This window comes from Burkholderia sp. AU19243 (assembly GCF_018148075.1).
GTDB lineage: Bacteria > Pseudomonadota > Gammaproteobacteria > Burkholderiales > Burkholderiaceae > Burkholderia > Burkholderia latens_A.
The window spans coordinates 17,817-36,482 of sequence record NZ_JAGSTV010000022.1; the positions used below are offsets into that span (position 1 = coordinate 17,817).

Annotated in this window: 19 protein-coding genes; 9 read left to right on the plus strand and 10 right to left on the minus strand. The window is 67.7% G+C overall.

Annotated elements, in window-relative coordinates; all coding sequences use genetic code 11:
• The first annotated feature begins 123 nt into the window (after window positions 1–123).
• Window positions 124–882, plus strand: a complete 759-nt coding sequence (locus tag KDW55_RS27365; RefSeq protein WP_059547954.1) for an SDR family NAD(P)-dependent oxidoreductase — start codon at window positions 124–126, stop codon at window positions 880–882.
• Window positions 883–953: 71 nt separating this feature from the next.
• Here KDW55_RS27365 and KDW55_RS27370 read toward each other — a convergent pair whose 3' ends face one another.
• Both KDW55_RS27370 and murJ read right to left on the minus strand, forming a co-directional pair.
• Entirely contained in the window at window positions 954–1,796 is an 843-nt protein-coding gene (locus KDW55_RS27370) for a SirB1 family protein (protein ID WP_040144784.1), read from the minus strand.
• Window positions 1,797–1,804: 8 nt separating this feature from the next.
• On the minus strand, window positions 1,805–3,355 hold the full coding sequence (murJ, locus tag KDW55_RS27375) for a murein biosynthesis integral membrane protein MurJ (RefSeq protein WP_040141609.1): 1,551 nt from the start codon (window positions 3,353–3,355) through the stop codon (window positions 1,805–1,807).
• A gap of 305 nt (window positions 3,356–3,660) precedes the next feature.
• Between murJ and rpsT the strand changes: the two genes are divergently transcribed.
• The gene (gene rpsT / locus KDW55_RS27380; protein WP_006482211.1) at window positions 3,661–3,933 is read left to right on the plus strand and encodes a 30S ribosomal protein S20; all 273 of its coding nucleotides are present in this window, start codon (window positions 3,661–3,663) and stop codon (window positions 3,931–3,933) included.
• Between the two features lie 150 nt (window positions 3,934–4,083).
• On the opposite strand, the gene KDW55_RS27385 is transcribed toward rpsT, so the two are convergent.
• Complete coding sequence (locus KDW55_RS27385; protein ID WP_011885815.1) at window positions 4,084–4,404, minus strand: DUF3579 domain-containing protein; 321 nt, start codon at window positions 4,402–4,404, stop codon at window positions 4,084–4,086.
• 413 nt (window positions 4,405–4,817) lie between these two features.
• Here KDW55_RS27385 and argF point away from each other — a divergent pair, with 413 nt between their 5' ends.
• Window positions 4,818–5,747 carry an ornithine carbamoyltransferase gene (gene argF / locus KDW55_RS27390; protein WP_040141614.1) on the plus strand — a complete coding sequence of 310 codons (930 nt, stop codon included), beginning with the start codon at window positions 4,818–4,820 and terminating at the stop codon, window positions 5,745–5,747.
• Window positions 5,748–5,849: 102 nt separating this feature from the next.
• On the opposite strand, the gene murB is transcribed toward argF, so the two are convergent.
• Window positions 5,850–6,899 carry a UDP-N-acetylmuramate dehydrogenase gene (gene murB, locus KDW55_RS27395; RefSeq protein WP_212161678.1) on the minus strand — a complete coding sequence of 350 codons (1,050 nt, stop codon included), beginning with the start codon at window positions 6,897–6,899 and terminating at the stop codon, window positions 5,850–5,852.
• A 136-nt stretch (window positions 6,900–7,035) separates the two neighbouring features.
• Between murB and KDW55_RS27400 the strand changes: the two genes are divergently transcribed.
• Window positions 7,036–7,521, plus strand: coding sequence for a YajQ family cyclic di-GMP-binding protein (locus KDW55_RS27400; protein WP_040141621.1), 486 nt, complete (start codon window positions 7,036–7,038; stop codon window positions 7,519–7,521).
• Window positions 7,522–7,606: 85 nt separating this feature from the next.
• Here KDW55_RS27400 and plsY read toward each other — a convergent pair whose 3' ends face one another.
• Complete coding sequence (gene plsY / locus KDW55_RS27405; protein WP_040141623.1) at window positions 7,607–8,242, minus strand: glycerol-3-phosphate 1-O-acyltransferase PlsY; 636 nt, start codon at window positions 8,240–8,242, stop codon at window positions 7,607–7,609.
• A 182-nt stretch (window positions 8,243–8,424) separates the two neighbouring features.
• Window positions 8,425–8,916: a Cys-tRNA(Pro) deacylase gene (ybaK, locus tag KDW55_RS27410; protein ID WP_040141625.1), complete on the minus strand. Its 492-nt coding sequence runs from the start codon at window positions 8,914–8,916 to the stop codon at window positions 8,425–8,427.
• A gap of 267 nt (window positions 8,917–9,183) precedes the next feature.
• On the opposite strand from ybaK, the gene KDW55_RS27415 reads away from it, so the two are divergent.
• Window positions 9,184–10,746, plus strand: a complete 1,563-nt coding sequence (locus KDW55_RS27415; protein ID WP_209824548.1) for an AMP-binding protein — start codon at window positions 9,184–9,186, stop codon at window positions 10,744–10,746.
• Between the two features lie 51 nt (window positions 10,747–10,797).
• On the opposite strand, the gene xerD is transcribed toward KDW55_RS27415, so the two are convergent.
• The 3 genes from xerD to queG are packed head-to-tail and all read right to left on the minus strand — an operon-like array spanning window position 10,798 to window position 13,509.
• Entirely contained in the window at window positions 10,798–11,751 is a 954-nt protein-coding gene (gene xerD / locus KDW55_RS27420) for a site-specific tyrosine recombinase XerD (protein ID WP_040141638.1), read from the minus strand.
• A complete protein-coding gene (locus tag KDW55_RS27425) occupies window positions 11,748–12,218 on the minus strand; it encodes a methylated-DNA--[protein]-cysteine S-methyltransferase (protein WP_059547947.1) in 471 nt (156 codons plus the stop codon). The genes xerD and KDW55_RS27425 overlap by 4 nt, the downstream gene beginning before the upstream one ends.
• A 55-nt stretch (window positions 12,219–12,273) precedes the next feature.
• The gene (gene queG / locus KDW55_RS27430) at window positions 12,274–13,509 is read right to left on the minus strand and encodes a tRNA epoxyqueuosine(34) reductase QueG (protein ID WP_040141643.1); all 1,236 of its coding nucleotides are present in this window, start codon (window positions 13,507–13,509) and stop codon (window positions 12,274–12,276) included.
• A 17-nt stretch (window positions 13,510–13,526) separates the two neighbouring features.
• Between queG and tsaE the strand changes: the two genes are divergently transcribed.
• Both tsaE and KDW55_RS27440 read left to right on the plus strand, forming a co-directional pair.
• Window positions 13,527–14,078, plus strand: coding sequence for a tRNA (adenosine(37)-N6)-threonylcarbamoyltransferase complex ATPase subunit type 1 TsaE (tsaE, locus tag KDW55_RS27435; protein ID WP_059547944.1), 552 nt, complete (start codon window positions 13,527–13,529; stop codon window positions 14,076–14,078).
• The gene (locus KDW55_RS27440; RefSeq protein ID WP_040141648.1) at window positions 14,060–15,586 is read left to right on the plus strand and encodes an N-acetylmuramoyl-L-alanine amidase; all 1,527 of its coding nucleotides are present in this window, start codon (window positions 14,060–14,062) and stop codon (window positions 15,584–15,586) included. The genes tsaE and KDW55_RS27440 overlap by 19 nt, the downstream gene beginning before the upstream one ends.
• 58 nt (window positions 15,587–15,644) lie before the next feature.
• Here the strand turns inward: KDW55_RS27440 and KDW55_RS27445 are convergent, their stop codons facing one another.
• Window positions 15,645–16,523, minus strand: coding sequence for an EamA family transporter (locus KDW55_RS27445; RefSeq protein ID WP_174554675.1), 879 nt, complete (start codon window positions 16,521–16,523; stop codon window positions 15,645–15,647).
• A 282-nt stretch (window positions 16,524–16,805) separates the two neighbouring features.
• Here KDW55_RS27445 and KDW55_RS27450 point away from each other — a divergent pair, with 282 nt between their 5' ends.
• Window positions 16,806–17,687, plus strand: a complete 882-nt coding sequence (locus KDW55_RS27450) for a pirin family protein (RefSeq protein WP_069241687.1) — start codon at window positions 16,806–16,808, stop codon at window positions 17,685–17,687.
• A gap of 51 nt (window positions 17,688–17,738) precedes the next feature.
• Entirely contained in the window at window positions 17,739–18,587 is an 849-nt protein-coding gene (gene trxA / locus KDW55_RS27455; protein WP_059547942.1) for a thioredoxin, read from the plus strand.
• Window positions 18,588–18,666 lie beyond the last annotated feature (79 nt).

Genomic DNA, 18,666 nt, shown 5'->3' on the forward strand with positions numbered 1-18,666 from the left:
CCGTGTCGCTGTCGCCCCACGCGGCGGCGGCCCGTACAATCGATCGGACGCACGGGCGCCGTGACGCGACGCCGCGCGCGCACCCTCCGATCGACCGGCATCGGACCAACCAAGGAGACAGTGATGGAGATTCGCGGCAACGTCTTTCTGATCACGGGCGGCGCATCGGGCCTCGGCGCGGGAACGGCCCGCATGCTTGCGCAGGCCGGCGGCAACGTCGTGCTCGCCGACCTGAACGAAGCGGCCGGCACGGCGCTCGCGTCCGAACTGGGCGGCGTGTTCGTGCGCTGCGACGTGTCGAGCGAGGCCGACGCGCAGGCCGCGGTCGACGCGGCGACGCACGCAGGCACGCTGCGCGGGCTCGTGAACTGCGCGGGCATCGCGCCTGCTGCGAAGACCGTCGGCAAGGACGGCCCCCATCCGCTCGACGTGTTCGCGAAGACGATCAACGTGAATCTCGTCGGCACCTTCAACATGATCCGCGTCGCCGCCGCCGCGATGGCCGCGACCACGCCGGACGGCGGCGGCGAGCGCGGCGTGATCGTCAGCACGGCGTCGGTCGCGGCTTACGACGGGCAGATCGGCCAAGCGGCATATGCGGCGTCGAAGGCTGGCGTCGCCGGCATGACGCTGCCGATCGCGCGCGATCTCGCACGCAGCGGCATCCGTGTGATGACGATCGCGCCCGGGCTGTTCGAGACGCCGATGCTGCTCGGCATGCCGAAGGATGTGCAGGACGCGCTCGCCGCGATGGTGCCGTTCCCGCCGCGGCTCGGCAAGCCGGCCGAATACGCGCTGCTGGTGCGCCAGATCCTCGAGAATCCGATGCTCAACGGCGAAGTGATCCGCCTCGACGGCGCGATCCGGATGCAGCCGAAATAAGTGCAAACAACTGCAAACAAAAAACGCCTGCGATGCAGGCGTTCTTCATGGTGCGGGCTTCCGGCGGCGGCTCAATCGTCGGCGTCGCGCTGCATCCGCTGCCGCAGTTCGGTCACCTGCGATTCGACGACGGTCGCGTCTTCCGCGTCGGGGCGCTCGCCGAGATACTGCTCCAGATCCTCGAGCGCCGGGCGCAGGTAGTCGAGCCGCGCATACGCAAAGCCGCGATCGCGCACTTCGTCGAGCTGCTCCGGCAGCAGAATCACGAGCCGCTGCTGCACCGCGAGCAAGCGCTGCCAGCGCTCCGTCTGCAAATAGATCGTCTTCAGGTTGCGCAGCATCCGAGCGATGATCTCGCGGCTCGTGGCCGGCTGAAGCAGCGCGCGCAACGCGCTGTCGACCGCGCCTGCCGCGCGCGCGACGTACGGTTCGAGCATGTCGACCATCTCGGCTTCGGACAGCGAATGGCCGTTGGTCGGGTCGATGATCAGGTCGCCGTCCGGCAGCGTCACGCGCAGCAAAAAGTGGCCGGGGAACGACACGCCGCGCGCCGGCACGCCGATCTGTTCGGCGAGCTCCAGGTACAGCACCGACAGCGAGATCGGAATCCCGCGACGCCGCTTCAGCACCGCGTTCAGATGGCTGTTATCGGGGTCGTAGTAATCGTTGTGATTGCAGGCGAAGCCGAGTTCGCGAAAGAAGAACTCGTTCAGCGCGGCGACGCGGTCCTTCAGGTCCGCATCGTCGGTGAGCCGGCGGCGCAGCCGCGCGGCCAGCATGTCGAGTTCGGCCAGCGTGCCCTGCAGGTCGAGGTCGGGATAGGCGTCCTGCGCGAGCGACAGCGCGGTTTCCGTGACGGGCAGACTGTCGTCGTCCGCCACGAGCGTGCTGAAGTAGTCGAGAACGCGGGTCATTGCGGTCGTCACTTGGCGCGCCTTCTGAAGTAAGCGTATTTGAAGCCCATCACCCACAACATACCGAAATATAGTGCAGCGAACAGCACGAGGCACGCGGCCATCAGCGCGATGCGATCGAGCGGCTGCGCGCGCATGCCCGTCCAGTCGAAGTTGATCGCGCACCAGCGCATCAGGCCCGCGAGCACGAGCGCCGCGCCGACCAGCTGCACGAAGAAGCGCAGCCACCCCGGCGACGGCTGATAGATGCCGCGCTTGCGCAGCCCGAAGAACAGCAGCAGCGAGTTCAGGCACGCGCCGACGCCGATGCTCAGCGTGAGGCCCGCGTGGCCGATCAGCGGCACGAACACGTAGTTCGACAGCTGCGTGACGATCAGCACCCCGATTGCGATCTTCACCGGTGTCTTGATGTCCTGCTTCGCGTAGAAGCCCGGCGCGAGGATCTTGATCAGGATGATGCCGACGAGGCCGATCCCGTAGGTTGCGAGCGCGCGCGCGACCATCGTGACGGTGTGCGCGTCGAACTTGCCGTAGTTGAAGAGCGTCGCGGTGAGCGGCGTCGCGAAGAAGAACAGCGCAAGCGCGCTCGGCGCCGCGAGCAGGAACGTGACGCGCAGCCCCCAGTCGAGCAGCGCCGAATACTCTTGCGTATCGGCGTCGACGTGCGCCTTCGACAGGCTCGGCAGCAGGATCGTGCCGAGCGCGACGCCGAGCAGCGCGGTCGGGAATTCCATCAGGCGATCCGCATAGTTGATCCACGACACCGCGCCCTGCCCGAGCCGCGACGCGATGTTGGTATTGATGATCAGCGACAGCTGCGCGACCGACACCGCGAACGTCGCGGGCACCATCTTCGCGAGCACGCGCTTCACGCCCGGATGGCGCAGCGCACGCAGCGGGTTCAGCCCGATCAGCGGCACCATGTCGATCTTCTTCAGGCCCGGCAGTTGCACGGCGAACTGCAGCACGCCGCCGACGATCACTGCCCATGCGAGCGCGAATACCGGCACCTTCAGGTGCGGCGCAACGAACACGGCCGCGGCGATGAACGCGACGTTCAGCAGCACCGGCGCGAACGCGGGCAGCGAGAAGCTTTTGTAAGTGTTGAGCACGCCGGATGCGAGCGTCGTCAGCGAGATGAACACGATGTACGGGAACATGATCCGCGTCATCGTGACCGCGAGCGGGAACGCCTGCCCGTCAGTATGCAGGCCGGACGCGACCGCGAACACGACCCACGACGCGCCGGCAATGCCGACGACCGACAGCACCGCGAGCGCCCACGCGAGCACGGTCGACATCGCGTCGACGAGCGCCTTGGTCGCATCGTGGCCTTGCTGGTTCTTGAACTCGGCGAGGATCGGCACGAACGCCTGCGAGAACGCACCCTCGGCGGACAGGCGGCGCAGCAGGTTCGGAATGCGGAAGGCGACGTAGAACGCGTCGGTGTATTGACTGGCGCCGAACGCACGGGCGATCAGCGTCTCGCGGGCCAGTCCGGTCACGCGCGACAGCAGCGTGAAGCCGCTGACCGTCAGCAGGGCTCGGAATAGATTCATGGGGCGCTTATTATACGGACGTTGCGTGTCCCGGCACGGACGGACGCCGAAAAGCCCAAACGCCGCCCTCGCGCCTGAGCACCCGACGTCACGTCGGACTTGCCACGCGCTTGATTTTGTTGCTATAATCGCCGGTTTCTGAGCCTGTTACATGCACGGCGCCTGTCGTTTTCATGTCTCGGCCTCGGTTAAAATCACCGTTTTTTTATGCGCCCCTGGGCAATCGTTCTCAGGGGACGGATCGAAAAGCAGCGCTTGGCCGTCAGGCTCCAAGCTCTGGAAACAGGACAGGATAAGGAACCGTCATGGCTAACTCCGCACAAGCACGCAAGCGCGCCCGCCAAGCCGCGAAGGCAAATTCGCACAACTCGGCGCTGCGCTCGAAATTCCGCACCGCGATCAAGTCGGTTCGCAAGGCTGTTGAAGCCGGCGACCAGGCAAAGGCTGCCGAGCTGTTCAAGGCTGCCGTGAAGACGATCGACACGATCGCCGACAAGAAGATCGTTCACAAGAACAAGGCCGCTCGCAGCAAGAGCCGCCTCGCCGCAGCCGTCAAGGGCCTGCAGGCAGCAGCGTAAATCCGGCGTGCCCGCTTCGGCGGGCGCTCCTGTTTCCTGCGATCACGAAAAAGCCCGCCTAGGCGGGCTTTTTTGCATGCGTCGTCCGGGCATCGCTGCGCCGGAGGCCACCGGGCGAACCCGCATCGTGCGCGCTCGCCCCCGCCGGATTCACTTCTTGTCGTTGTAGTCCGGCAACTCGCATGCCTCGGTAACGACGAGGTTGTTGTCCTTCGCGAAGTTCAGCACGAAATCGAATGCCATCGGCTCGATATCGCGCAGCCGCGAATCGAGGATCACGCATTTCAGGTCGCCGAGCATCGTCGGGCGCACGTACAGAGAATATTTCAGACGCGCGTTCGGCCCGCTCGCACCGGGCCCGAAGCAGGCCATCACGCCGGCCAGACGCTCCGACCAGTCGCTCGGGCGAAACTTTTTCCCGTCTTTCGTGATGCCCTGGATGAAGAATTCGGTCGGAGGGGTTTCAGCCATGTGGTTACCCAAGTGACGGCCCGGCGATGTCCAGGCGACGGCGCCTGGGTACGCGAACACAAAGCTGGAATGGACAGCGGCAGATGCGCGTCGATATCCCGAAAACAGGCTGTCGATGCGCGCCGCCGACGCGCCGCACCGGATTTGTGCAGCGCACGGCTTGTGTCCGGCAGTGCGCGAAACGGCTTGCCTGCCGGGCTGGAGAAAACTTTTGAATTATACCGCAGCGCGGCATCGCGCGTCGTCCCGCGGCCCCTCTTCCGACGCGCGCCGCCGCCCGTCGCGATCGCTCCCCGCTTCTGCGCGCGGCTCGTCAAAGCACGGAAAATCCTTTATGCTGCTTTGAGTTATCCACATCCGACGGCGGCGCCGTCCGGCCTCGCTGCCGGTCCCGACCCGCCGTATTTCGTTTCATGACCGCCAAAACCATTCGTCACTACCTGCAGTTCAAGGATTTCTCGCTGGAAGACTACGAGTACGTGCTCGAACGCACGGGTATCCTGAAGCGCAAGTTCAAGAACTACGAGACCTATCACCCGCTGCACGACCGCACGCTCGCGATGATCTTCGAAAAGAGCTCGACCCGCACGCGGCTGTCGTTCGAAGCGGGCATCTTCCAGCTCGGCGGCCACGCGGTGTTCATGAGCACGCGCGACACGCAGCTCGGCCGCGGCGAGCCCGTCGAGGATTCCGCGCAGGTGATCTCGCGGATGGTCGACATCATCATGATCCGCACGTTCGAACAGGACGTGATCACACGCTTCGCGCAGAATTCGCGCGTGCCGGTGATCAACGGGCTGACCAACGAATACCACCCGTGCCAGGTGCTCGCCGACATCTTCACGTACTACGAGCACCGCGGCCCGATCGCCGGCAAGACGGTCGCGTGGGTCGGCGATGCGAACAACATGCTGTACACCTGGATCGAAGCCGCGCAGATCCTCGGCTTCAAGCTGCGCCTGTCGACGCCGCCTGGCTATGCGCTCGACATGAAGCTCGTGTCGCCGGACAGCGCACCGTTCTACGAAGTGTTCGACGATCCGAACGAAGCGTGCAAGGGCGCCGATCTCGTCACCACCGACGTGTGGACGAGCATGGGCTTCGAAGCCGAGAACGACGCACGCAAGCAGGCGTTTGCCGACTGGTGCGTCGACGAGGAAATGATGGGTCACGCGAACCCGGACGCGCTCTTCATGCACTGTCTGCCCGCGCATCGCGGCGAGGAAGTGACGGCCGGCGTGATCGACGGCCCGCAGAGCGTCGTGTGGGACGAGGCGGAAAACCGCCTGCACGTGCAGAAGGCGCTAATGGAGTTCCTGCTGCTCGGCCGCCTCAAGCACTAATCGCGGCAACCGCCCGCGCGCACGCGCGCGGATAAAAAAAAAGCGCCGGTCATCGATCGGCGCTTTTTGTTTGCGTGGGTGAAGCCGGCGCGGGCGACCGCGTTACATGCACACCGGCTCGGGCTCGAGCTCGACGCCGAACCGCTTGCGCACGTCGGCCTGGATCGCGCGCGCGAGCGCGAGCACGTCGGCCCCCGTCGCGCCGCCGCGATTCACCAGCACGAGCGCCTGCCGGTCGTGCACGGCCGCCGCGCCGAGCGCGCGCCCCTTCCAGCCGCACTGATCGATGAGCCAGCCGGCCGCGAGCTTCACGTGCCCGTCCGGCTGCGGATACGACACGACGTCCGGCGCACGCGCGCGCAGCGCATCGAACTGCGCGCCGTCGATCACCGGATTCTTGAAGAAGCTGCCGGCGTTGCCGAGCACGAGCGGGTCGGGCAGCTTCGCGCGACGGATCGCGACGACCGCGTCGAACACGTCGCGCGGCGTTGCGGCATCGGGGGCGATGCCGCGCGCGTCGAGCTCGCGCGTGACGTCCGCGTAGCCGAGCCGCGGCGTCCATTGCTTCGGCAGCCGGAACGTCACCGCGACGATCGCGAAGCGGCCGCGCCCGTCCCGCTTGAAGAAGCTGTCGCGATAGCCGAATGCGCAGCGCGCCGCATCGAAACGTTCGGTGCGTCCGGTCGCGAGTTCGATTGCGTGCAGCGAGTGGAAGTGCGTCTTCATCTCGAGGCCGTACGCGCCGATGTTCTGGATCGGCGCGGCGCCGACGGTGCCCGGAATCAGCGCGAGATTCTCGAGGCCGGGCATTCCGTGCTCGAGCGTCCATGCAACGAATTCGTGCCAGGTCTCGCCGCCGCCGGCCTCGACGTACCACGCATCGTCGTCCTCATGAACGACGCGGCGGCCGGCGATCTGGTCGAGCAGCACGACGCCGTCGAAATCGCGCGTGAACACGACGTTGCTGCCGCCGCCGAGCACGAGCTTTGGCAGCGACGCGACGCGCGGGTCGCGGTGCAGCGCCTCGAACTGCGCCGCGTGCGTGATGCGCGCGGCGAAGCGCGCGTTCGCGGCAATGCCGAACGTGTTGTGTGCGGCGAGCGGATGGTCGGGAAGCAGCGACAGGGCGGATTCGTCAGGGGGCATCGGCATTGGCGGTCACGTCCGCCAGGCGCGCGCATGGCCGGCCTTGGGCAAACGGAGGGGCATCGGTAAAATGGCAAACAGTCCGCAATTATAGCGAGTACCCGCGCGCGAGCCGGGCGCCCGCACCTCAAGGGAGAATGCCATGCCATCGTTCGACGTCGTTTCCGAAGCGAACATGATCGAAGTGAAAAACGCCATCGAGCAGTCGAACAAGGAAATTTCGACGCGCTTCGACTTCAAGGGCTCCGACGCGCGCGTCGAGCAGAAGGAGCGCGAGCTGACGCTGTTCGCCGACGACGATTTCAAGCTCGGGCAGGTCAAGGACGTACTGATCAGCAAACTCGCGAAGCGCAACGTCGACGTGCGCTTCCTCGACTACGGCAAGGTCGAAAAGATCGGCGGCGACAAGGTCAAGCAGGTCGTCACCGTGAAGAAGGGCGTGACCGGCGATCTCGCGAAGAAGATCGTCAGGCTCGTGAAAGACAGCAAGATCAAGGTGCAGGCGAGCATCCAGGGCGACGCGGTGCGCGTGGCCGGCACCAAGCGCGACGACCTGCAGAGCGTGATCGCGATGCTGCGCAAGGACGTGACCGACACCCCGCTCGACTTCAACAACTTCCGCGACTGATCGACGCCGTCGACCGGCCGTCCCGCGCCGCCGGCGCCCGCACGCAGCAGCGCCCCGGCGGCCGGGCCATCCGGCAGTACCTTTCTCAGGCCTTGCCGCCGTCCTGCGCGCCGCCGTCGGCCGCCTTCTTCTTGTCGCCGATCCGGCTCTCCTGCCCCGCCAGCAGCTTCGAGATGTTGCCGCGGTGACGCCATACGAGCAGCACGCTCATCGCCAGCACGGCCCATGCGACCGGATTGTGGCCGGTGCCGAACAGGAACACGTCGAACACCGGTGCGAACACGGCCGCGACCAGCGCCGCGAGCGACGAATAGCGGAAGAAGAACGCGACGATCAGCCAGGTCAGCGCGGTCGCGAGCCCGAGCACCGGGTGCACCGCGAGCAGCACGCCGGCGGCTGTCGCGACGCCCTTGCCGCCCTGGAAGCGGAAGAACACCGGATACAGGTGGCCGAGAAATACGGCGATTGCGACCCATGCGACGGCCACGTCTGACAGTCCGAAGTGCCGCGCGAGCCACACCGCGAGCCAGCCCTTGAACGCGTCGCCGACGAGCGTCAGGATCGCGGCCTTCTTGTTGCCGCTGCGCAGCACGTTGGTCGCGCCGGGATTCTTCGACCCGTACGAACGGGGATCGGCCAGGCCCATCGCGGCGCTGACGACGACGGCGAACGACACCGAACCGATCAGGTAGGCAACAAGTGCGGCGAGCAGGATCTGCATGCGGAAAACTCTTCTTTCAACGTATCGGTGAAGGGACGGCCGGGAGCGGCATCCCGACCGGTTGCGACGGGCGCCGCCGCGGCGGAGCGCCGGCAGGCCGTTTCGGCCGGCCGTGCGGGCCGACCGGCCAAAACGGCGCCCATTCTACCGAACGAACGCGGCCTGCCACGAAGGTGAAACCCTCAGTCGGCGCTCGCGCACTGCACGGGCGTCGCGCCGAGCAGCGTCGTGAGCACCGCGGGCGCGAGGCTCACGAGATAGCCGCGGCGGCCGCCGTTCAGGTAGATCGTCGGCAATTCGAGGATCGTAGACTCGACGTACACGGGCATCGTCTTGCGCGTGCCGAACGGCGACGTGCCGCCGACCAGATAGCCTGAATGGCGGTTCGCGACGTCGGGCTTGCACGGCTCGACGCGTTTCGCGCCGATCTGCCGCGCGAGATTCTTGGTCGACACCGTGCGGTCGCCGTGCATCAGCACGATCAGCGGCTTCGCGTGCTCGTCCTCCATCACGAGCGTCTTCACGACGCAGTGTTCGTCGACGCCAAGCTGGCGCGCCGACTCGCCGGTGCCGCCGTGCTCGACGTAATCGTACGGATGCTCGCCGAATGCGATGCCGTGGCGGCGCAGCAGCTGGGTCGCCGGTGTCTCGGACACGTGTCTGGATTTGCTCATGGCCGCATTTTAATGGCGAACGAGCGGCGGGAGCCCACGATCGCGCCGGCATGCGCTTGTTCGGTGTCCGCGCCTGCGGCTCGCGCACCGGCGGTATACTCGCGGCCCTTCAGGCGCGGGCGGGCATGCCCGTCGTCGCGTCCGTCATCATTGCGCACATCGCGAAGCGCTATTGCCCGATTGCCCGATTGTGGCGCGTGCGCCGTCATGGCACGATCGTTCGCAAATCTCGCCGCGCGGTTGCCCGGCCCTTCTTCTGGAGACGCCATGATCCCTGCTGTCCGCCCGGCCACGCCGCTCGATGTCGCGGCGCTGCTCGCCGCATTGCCCGACCGCATCGCCGACGTGCCTGCCCGCCGGGCCGCGCATGCGCCCGCGCAGCCGGCGCTGATCGAGGATGCACGCCGGCTGTCGTACGGCGAGCTCGCGCAAGCCGTCGACGCGGCCGCCGAACGGCTCGCCGCCCTTGGCGTGCGCGGCGGCGATCGCGTGATGATCGTCGCGGAAAACAGCGTCGCGCAGATCGTGCTGCTGTTCGCGGCCGCGCGCATCGACGCCTGGGCGCTCATGTCGAACGCGCGGCTGTCGGCCGGCGAGCTCGACGCGATCGCCGCGCACGCGCGCCCGAAGCTGATCGCGTTTACGACGGAAGCGTCACCCGATGCGCGCGCGCACGCCGCGCGGTACGGCGCAACGCCCGCCGACGCGCTGCCCGTCGACATCGGCGCGTGGTCGCACCACGTCGACGCGCGCGCGCCCGCCGAGCCGGTCGCGGCCGACGGCGCCGCGCAATGCGCGGCGCTCATCTATACGACCGGCACGACCGGCACGCCGAAGGGCGTGATGCTGTCGCATCGCAACCTGCTGTTCATCGCGGCGACGTCGAGCGCACTGCGTCGCGTGTCGCCCGACGATGTCGTTTATACGGTGCTGCCGGTATCGCACGTATATGGGCTCGCATCGGTGTGCCTCGGCAGCCTGTATGCCGGCGCGACGCTGCGGCTCGCACCGCGGTTTTCGCCGGAGGCCGTGCGGGTCGCGCTCGCGGACGAAGGCGTGACGATCTTCCAGGGCGTGCCCGCGATGCACGCAAAGCTGCTCGAGCATCTGCACACGCACGCACACGCGTGGCACGCGCCGCGACTGCGCTTCGCGTATTCGGGCGGCTCGCCGCTCGATGCCGACCTGAAGGCGCGCGTCGAACGCATGTACGGCGTGCCGCTGCACAACGGCTACGGGATGACCGAAAGCAGCCCGACGATCACGCAGACGCCGCTCGACGCACCGCGCGCCGACTGCTCTGTCGGCATGCCGATCCCCGGCGTGGAGATGCGGATCGTCGCGCCCGACGGCACCGACGTGCCGCGCGGCGAGGTCGGCGAGATCCGCGTGCGCGGGCCGAACGTGATGCTCGGCTATTACCGGAATGCGGACGCGACGCGCGCGGCGGTGTCGCAAGACGGCTGGCTCGCCACCGGCGATCTCGCGCGGCAGGACGCCGACGGCTCGGTGACGATCGCCGGCCGCAGCAAGGAGCTGATCATCCGCTCGGGCTTCAACGTGTATCCGGTGGAAGTCGAACAGGTGCTGAACGCGCACGCGGACGTCGTGCAGGCGGCAGTTGTCGGCCGTGCAGTCGACGGCAACGAGGAAGTGCTTGCATTCGTCGAACTGGTGCCTGATGCGACGGCGACGGAGGCCGAGCTGCACGCGTGGTGCGCGCAACGACTCGCGCCTTACAAGCGCCCGGCCCGCATCCGCGTGCTCGACGCGCTGCCGGCCGCGTCGACCGGCAAGGTGCTGAAGCACAAGCTGCGCGAACTCGGGTAACGCTCGGCGCCGGCCCCGCGGCCTGCGAGCCGGCGCACGCGCCGCGTGAACCTAGCCGCGCGGATGATGCTGCGCATGCAGCGTCTTCAACCGTTCGCGCGCGACGTGCGTGTAGATCTGCGTGGTCGAGATGTCGCTGTGGCCGAGCAGCAGCTGCACGACGCGCAGGTCGGCGCCGTGGTTCAGCAGGTGCGTCGCGAACGCGTGCCGCAGCGTATGCGGCGACAGGTGCGCGCGCACGTCGGCCTTCAGCGCATGGCGCTTGATGATGTTCCAGAATTGCTGGCGCGTCATTCCATCGCCGCGCGCGGTCACGAACAGCGCGTCGGCCGCGCGCGCGCCGAGCAGCGCCGGCCGCGCGTCGCGCAGATAGCGTTCGATCCAGCCGTGCGCGACTTCGCCGAACGGCACGAGCCGCTCCTTCGAACCCTTGCCCATCACGCGCACGACGCCTTCGTTCAATCCGACTTCGACCGTCTTCAGCGTGACGAGCTCGCTGACGCGCAGCCCGCTCGCATACATCAGCTCCAGCATCGTGCGATCGCGCAGGCCGAGCGGCGTCGCGATGTCGGGCGCGCCGAGCAGCGCCTCGACCTGGGCCTCCGACAGCGTCGACGGGAACCGCGTGCCCTGCTTCGCAGACGTGATCCGCAGCGTCGGGTCCGCGGTCGCGCGATGCTCGCGCACGGCCCAGCCGTAATAACGGCGGAACACCGACAGCCGCCGGTTCGACGACGTCGCCTTGCCGTCGCTGCGCGCGGCGATGTAGCCGGTCACCATTGCCTCGTCGGCCGCGTCGAGCGGCGCGCCGTGCGTCGCGGCCAGCCATTGCGAAAACAGCATCAGGTCGCGCCGGTACGCATCGAGCGTATTGCGCGCAAGCCCGTGCTCGAGCCACAGCGCATCGCAGAACACGTCGATCGACGCACGGCTCGCGAGCAGCGCAGGCGACGCGTCGGCAATGGAACCCGCATCGGAATCGGGGGACAGCAGCGGTTCGGTCATTTGTACGGCACACCCTCGTGCGCAAGCAGCCAGCGCTTTACTTTCTGGTAGTAGCCACCGTCGTCGTGATTCGCGAAGCCGCCGAGGCCGCCCGCCGCGACGACGCGATGGCATGGAATCACGAGCGGGAAATAGTTCGCGCCGCACGCCTGGCCGACCGCGCGCGGCGCGCTGCCGATGCGCTTCGCGACCTGCCCGTACGTCAGCACCGTGCCTGGCGGAATGTCGCTGATCACGCCCCACACTCGGTGCTGAAACGCGCTGCCGACCTCCGCGAGCGGCAGGTCGAAGCGCGCCGACGCGCGCTCGAAATAACGTTCGATCTGCTCGACTGCCCGCTTCGCGAGCGGCGAATCGGGCGCGACCGTTGCGATCGACTCCGGCAGATAGACGATTTCGCGCACCACCGCGGCATCGGTGCGAATGCCGACCTTGCCGAATGGCGCGTCGATGACTGCGTTGAACATGAGCTTCTCCTTACCGGTGCAACGTGCGGCGCCGCGCCGACACTCTACGCCGCCTTCACGCGGCACGCAGCGCCCATTCGACGTGCTCGCGCACGACCGGCGACGGATCCTCGGCGCGCGCGCGCAACGCGGCGACGATCGCGTCGCGCGCATCCGGCGCGAGTCGATCGCGCGGCGCGCGCAGCGCATTGCCGAGGCCGACCGCGAGATTGCGCAGCCAGCTTTCATGCCCGATGCGCCGGATCGCGCTGCCCTGCATCCGCGTCTCGAACGTGTCGGCATCCCAATCGAACAGCTCGACGAGCGTCGCCCGATCGAGTCCGTGCCGCACGTCGAAATCGGCGACCGGCGCCGCCTGCGCGAACTTATTCCACGGACACACGAGCTGGCAGTCGTCGCAGCCGTACACGCGGTTGCCGATCAGCGGCCGCAGCGGTTCGGGAATGCTGCCTTTCAGTTCGATCGTCAGATACGAGATACAGCGGCGCGCGTCGACGCGATACGGTTCGACGATCGCGCCGGTCGGGCACGCGTCGATGCAGCGCGTGCAGCTGCCGCAGTGCGCGCCGGGCGTCTCGGGCGCGGTGCCGGGCGCCGTCTGCGCGTCGGTCGGCAGCGGAATGTCGACGTAGATTTCTCCGAGAAAGAACAGCGAGCCCGCATCGCGCTGCAACAGCAACGTATGCTTGCCGCGCCAGCCGACCCCGGCTTTCTGCGCGAGCTCGACCTCGAGCACCGGCGCGGAATCGGTGAACACGCGGTAGCCGAATCCGCCGATCTCGCGCTCGATGCGCTCCGCGAGCGTCTGCAGCCGGTTGCGCAGCACCTTGTGATAGTCGCGGCCGCGCGCGTAGATCGACACGACGGCCGCCTGCGGATCGTCGACGCGCGCGCGCTCGCGTGCGCGCCAGTCGTGCGGCGCGAGCGCGCCTGCCGCCGCATCGGGCGCGTCGGCGGCCAGCGTTTCGGCCGGCAGATACGCGAGCCGCGCGGATATCACGCGTCGCGTGCCGGCCACAAGTTCGGCCGGCCGCGCGCGTTTCATCCCGTGTTTGGCCATATAATCCATTTCGCCGTGGTACCCGGCTTCCAGCCAGGCGGCGAGGCCCGCTTCGGCATCCGAGAGATCGGTGTCGCTGATGCCGATTGCCCCGAAACCCAATTCGCGCCCCCACGCCCTGATGCGAGCGGCGAGCGCAGTCAACGTCGCATCATCGAGCGCGCACGGCGCCGCGCCTTCGGCACGAGTCGAAGGGGTGTCGGATGCGGCGAGTTCCGGTAATCGGTTCATCGCACTATTTTACGAGAATGCCAGCCACGCCCCATACGCGTCACGCCGACACGCTGCCCGCCCCGCTCGCGGAGCGCGTAATCGCACTCGCCGACGAAGCGGCGACCGAAGCCTTCGGCGCCCGCTTCGCGCACGCGCTCGACGCGGCGCGCACCGAACTCGCCCGAGCGCACGCGTTCGAGGGGCTGCAGATTCAGCTGCTCGGCGATCTCGGCGCGGGCAAAACGACCCTCGTGCGCGCGGTCCTGCGCGGCCTCGGCCATGCCGGCCGCGTGCGCAGCCCGACCTACACGCTCGTCGAACCGTACGCGTTCGCACGCGACGACGGGGAACTTGAGGTCTATCACTTCGATCTGTATCGATTCAACGATCCGGCCGAATGGTCCGATGCAGGCTTTCGCGAATACTTCAATTCCAGCGCGATCTGCCTCGTCGAATGGCCGCAACAGGCGGGCACCCTGCTCGGCGTGCCCGATCTGGTTTTCTCGCTCGACGTGGACGGCGAAGGCCGCGCCCTCACCGTCCGGGCGTACAGCGCTTCAGGAAAGGCATGTCTCGAAAGATGTTGATCAAACCGTTCCGCTCGATCGAATCGGCGGCCACCGCGACGCACAACTGGCGGCGCCGTCAGATCCTGCGCGCGGGCGCGTCGACGCTGGTGCTCGGCCTCGCCGCGCCGCGGCTCGCGCATGCGTCGTCGGTGCTCGGCGTGCGCGTGTGGCCCGCCCGCGATTACACGCGCGTCACGATCGAATCCGACCAGCCGCTGCAGAATAGCCAACAGCTCTTGCAGGCTCCCGACCGCCTCGTCGTCGACCTGACCGGCCTCGAGCTCGACCAGGCGCTGCGCGACCTCGTGTCGAAGATCGCACCGAACGATCCGCAGATCCAGTCGGTGCGCGTCGGCCAGTATCAGCCGCATGTCGTGCGGATGGTGTTCGACCTGAAGGGCTCGGTGAAGCCGCAGGTTTTCACGCTGCCGCCGGTCGGCACCTACAAGTACCGGCTCGTGTTCGACCTCTATCCGGCCGTCGCGCCCGATCCGCTGGCCGATCTAATCGCGCAGACCGAACGCAAGGAACAGGCGCTCAACGACACCGCGCGTGCGCAGCAGATGCAGCCGCCGACCACGCTCGCGGGCCCGGCCGCACCGCCGCCCTCGGCGGCAGACAACAGCGACGCGTTCTTCCAGCGCTTCGCGCAGAACGCTCCGGCGACGCCGCGCACGCCGCCGGCCGCGGCCACACCGTCGGCACCGGCGAAGCCGGCCGTCAAGCCGCCGGCCGTCATCGCGCGCCGCGACGACAGCGACGACGACGGCGACACCTACAAGTTCACCGCGCCGAAGTCGGGCAAGGGCGGCACCATGCGCCTGTTGACGGTCGCGATCGATCCGGGCCACGGCGGCGAGGATCCCGGCGCGATCGGCGGCGGCGGTACGTACGAGAAACACATCGCACTCGACATCGCGAAGAAGCTGCGCGCGAAGATCGACGGCGCGCCGAACATGCGCGCAATGATGACGCGCGATGCCGACTTCTTCGTGCCGCTGAACGTGCGCGTGCAGAAGGCGCGCCGCGTGGGCGCCGATTTGTTCGTGTCGATCCATGCGGATGCGTTTACGACGCCGTCCGCGCGCGGCTCGTCGGTGTTCGCGCTGTCGGATCACGGTGCGTCGAGCGCGGCCGCGCGCTGGCTCGCGAACAAGGAAAACGCGTCGGACCTGATCGGCGGCATCAACATCAAGACGCAGGACGCGGCCGTGAGCCGCGCGCTGTTCGACATGTCGACGACCGCGCAGATCCGCGATTCGCTGCGTTACGGCAATTACGTGCTGAAGGAAGTCGGCGGCATCAACAAGCTGCACAAAGGCTCGGTCGAGCAGGCCGGATTCGCGGTGCTGAAAGCGCCGGACATTCCGTCGATTCTGGTCGAGACCGCGTTCATCAGCAATCCGGACGAAGAGCGCAAACTCAACGACGACAGCTATCGCGACGAGATGGCCGACGCGATCTTCCGCGGCATCAAGCGCTACTTCGCCGCGAATCCGCCGCTCGCGAAGAACCGGATGGCCTGACGGCCGCACGCGCGAGCGCCCTCTCCCGCGCCGCCGGCACGCGCCGCGTGCCGGCGCGTCACGACGCCGCGAAACGGCGTATCAGCTTCCCGCCGAACACGTTCACCGCAAGGCCAGCCAGCACGAGCGCCGCGCCGATCAGCTGCGCGTGGCTCAGGTGCTCGTCGAGCAGCAGCGCCGACGACGCGAGCCCGACGATCGGCACCAGCAGCGAGAACTGAGCGACCTGCGCAGCCGGATAGCGCGACATCAGGCGGCTCCATAATCCGTAGCCGAGCAGCGTTGCAACGAACGCCAGATACACGACCGCGAAAATCGATGCGCGGTCGAGCCCGGCCAGCGCGGCGCCGATCCGCTGCGGCCCCTCGAACCACAGCGACAGCACGAAGAACGGCACGGGCGGCACGAGGCTCGCCCAAACGACGAGCGAGACCAGGTTCGCGTTGCCGACTTTCTTCGTGACGATATTGCCGAACGCCCACATCGCGGCCGAGCCGATGGTCAGCAGGAAGCCCGCGAGCGTCATCGCGCTGCCGCCCTGCACGGCGATCACGACGAGCCCGGCCGCGGCGATCGCCAGGCCGACCAGGTTCTGCACGCGCAGCCGCTCGCCGAGGAACAGCATCGCGAACACAAGCGTGAAGAACGCCTGCGACTGCAGCACCAGCGACGCAAGGCCGGCCGGCATGCCGACGTACATGCCGGTGAACAGGAACACGAACTGGCCGAGCTGGATCGTCGCGCCGTACAGCAGCAGCATGCGCCATGGAATCTGCGGGCGGCGCACGAAGAACACCGCAGGCACCGCCGCGAGCGTGAAACGCAGCGCACCGAGCAGCATCGGCGGCATGCCGTGCAGGCCGACCTTGATCACGACAAAGTTCACACCCCACGCGAGGATCACGACCAGCGCGAGCAGCAGGTCCTTCGGGGCCATCATCGGCGTCTCCTCGATTGTCGGATGAGTTCGAAAGGCGCTCAGTCTACCGGGTTTCGCCGCACCGCCCGATACCCGCGCGGCGCGAATGGAATCGGCGCGCGCGCGGGCGTGCGGGGCTCCCCGGACCGGGCACGCCGCATGCCTGCGGCCGCTGCAGCGCAACACGCACCGCGTCGGCTCGCTCCATCGCACCGCCGGCACGCCGCGTTCCCCGTCGCCCGCGCGGCTGTGCCGCCGGTACAATGACCGGCAAACCTGCCGTCCCCCACGAGGCCCCCCATGACCGACCCGATCAAAGCCCTGCTGAAGCCGCACATCCGCGACATCGGCAACCTGCAGGTGCGCCGCACGCTGCCCGCGCTCGCCGCACGCCTCGTCGGCCCGTTCATCTTCTTCGATCACATGGGCCCCGCCGCGCTGCCGGCCGGCACCGGGCTCGACGTGCGCCCGCATCCGCACATCGGGCTCGCGACCGTCACGTACCTGTTCGACGGTGCGATCCTGCACCGCGACAGCCTGGGCTCGCTGCAGGAAATCGTGCCGGGCGACGTGAACTGGATGACCGCCGGACGCGGGATCGTGCACTCGGAGCGCACGCCCGACGCGCAGCGCGCGAGCGGCCATACCGTCCACGGTATCCAGACCTGGGTCGCACTGCCGGTCGCGCACGAGACCACGGAGCCGTCGTTCGAGCACCATCCGGCCGACACGCTGCCCAAGCATCAAGAAAACGGGGTCGCGCTGACCGTGATCGCCGGCGACGCATTCGGCCTGCGCTCGCCCGTCAAGACGTTCTCGCGCACGCTGTACGTCGCCGCCGAATTCGCGGCCGGCGGCCGCGTCGAGCTCGATGCGTCGCATCAGGAGCGCGCCGTCTATGTGGTCGACGGTGACCTGACGATCGACGGCACGAGCGTGCCGGCCGAGCAGATGGCCGTGCTCGCGCCGGGTGCGACGGTCACGCTCGCGAGCGCCCATGGCGCACGCGCGATGCTGCTCGGCGGCGACAAGATCGACGGCGAGCGCTTCATCGAATGGAATTTCGTTGCCAGCAGCCGCGACGCGATCGAGCGCGCGAAGCGGGCATGGACGAACCAGGAAATGGGCAAGGTGCCCGGCGAAACCGAGTGGATTCCGCTGCCCGAATCGAAGCCGCGTTGAAAAAGCGCGCGCCGCCCCCACCCTGACGACATTCGAACGGAAGAGAACGACATGGATACCACGCTTGCCACTTTCGAAAGAGACGTCATAGAGGCGTCGCTGGACACGCCCGTGCTGGTCGACTTCTGGGCGCCGTGGTGCGGCCCGTGCAAGACGCTCGGCCCGCTGCTCGAAAAGCTCGAAGCCGACTACGAAGGGCGCTGGAAGCTCGTGAAGGTGAACGTCGACGAGAATCAGGAACTCGCCGCGCATTTCCAGACGCGCAGCATTCCGCACGTGATCGCATTCGCGGACGGCCGCCCGGTCGACCAGTTCATCGGCGTGCTGCCGGAAGGACAGTTGCGCGCGTTTCTCGACCGGCTGCTGCCGGCGCCCGACGAAGCGGAGCGCCGCGCCGCACAAGATGCGATCGCCGAATCCCGCTACGACGATGCACTCGCGCACCTCGAAGCCGCGCTCGCGCTGAACCCCGGCTTCGAGGATGCACGGCTTGACCTGATCGAGCTCCTGCTCGCGCGCAACGACGTGGACGCCGCACGCGCCGAAGCCGAACGCCTGTCGCCGCAGACGCTCCAGGGCGCGGATCCGCGCTACCAGGCGATCAAGACCCGTTTCGATGCGCTCGATGCAACGGCCGACCTGCCGCCGACCGACGCGCTCGAAGCACGCATCGCCGCCAATCCCGCCGATCTCGAAGCGCGCTTCGACCTCGCGCAGAGCCTGATCGCTCGACGCGCGTACGAAGGCGCACTCGAGCAGTTGCTGGAAATCGTGTTGCGCGACCGCACGTATGGCGACGATCTCGGCCGCCGCACGATGATTTCGGTGTTCGAACTGGCGGGCGATCGGCCCGAGCTCGTCGCCGCGTGGCGGCGCAAGCTGAGCATGGCGCTCAATTGATTGTCCGAACGGCCGGCCGCAACGGCCTGGCCGGTTCGCGAACGTACGGCGCCGCCGCCGCCGTACCGCACGCACCATT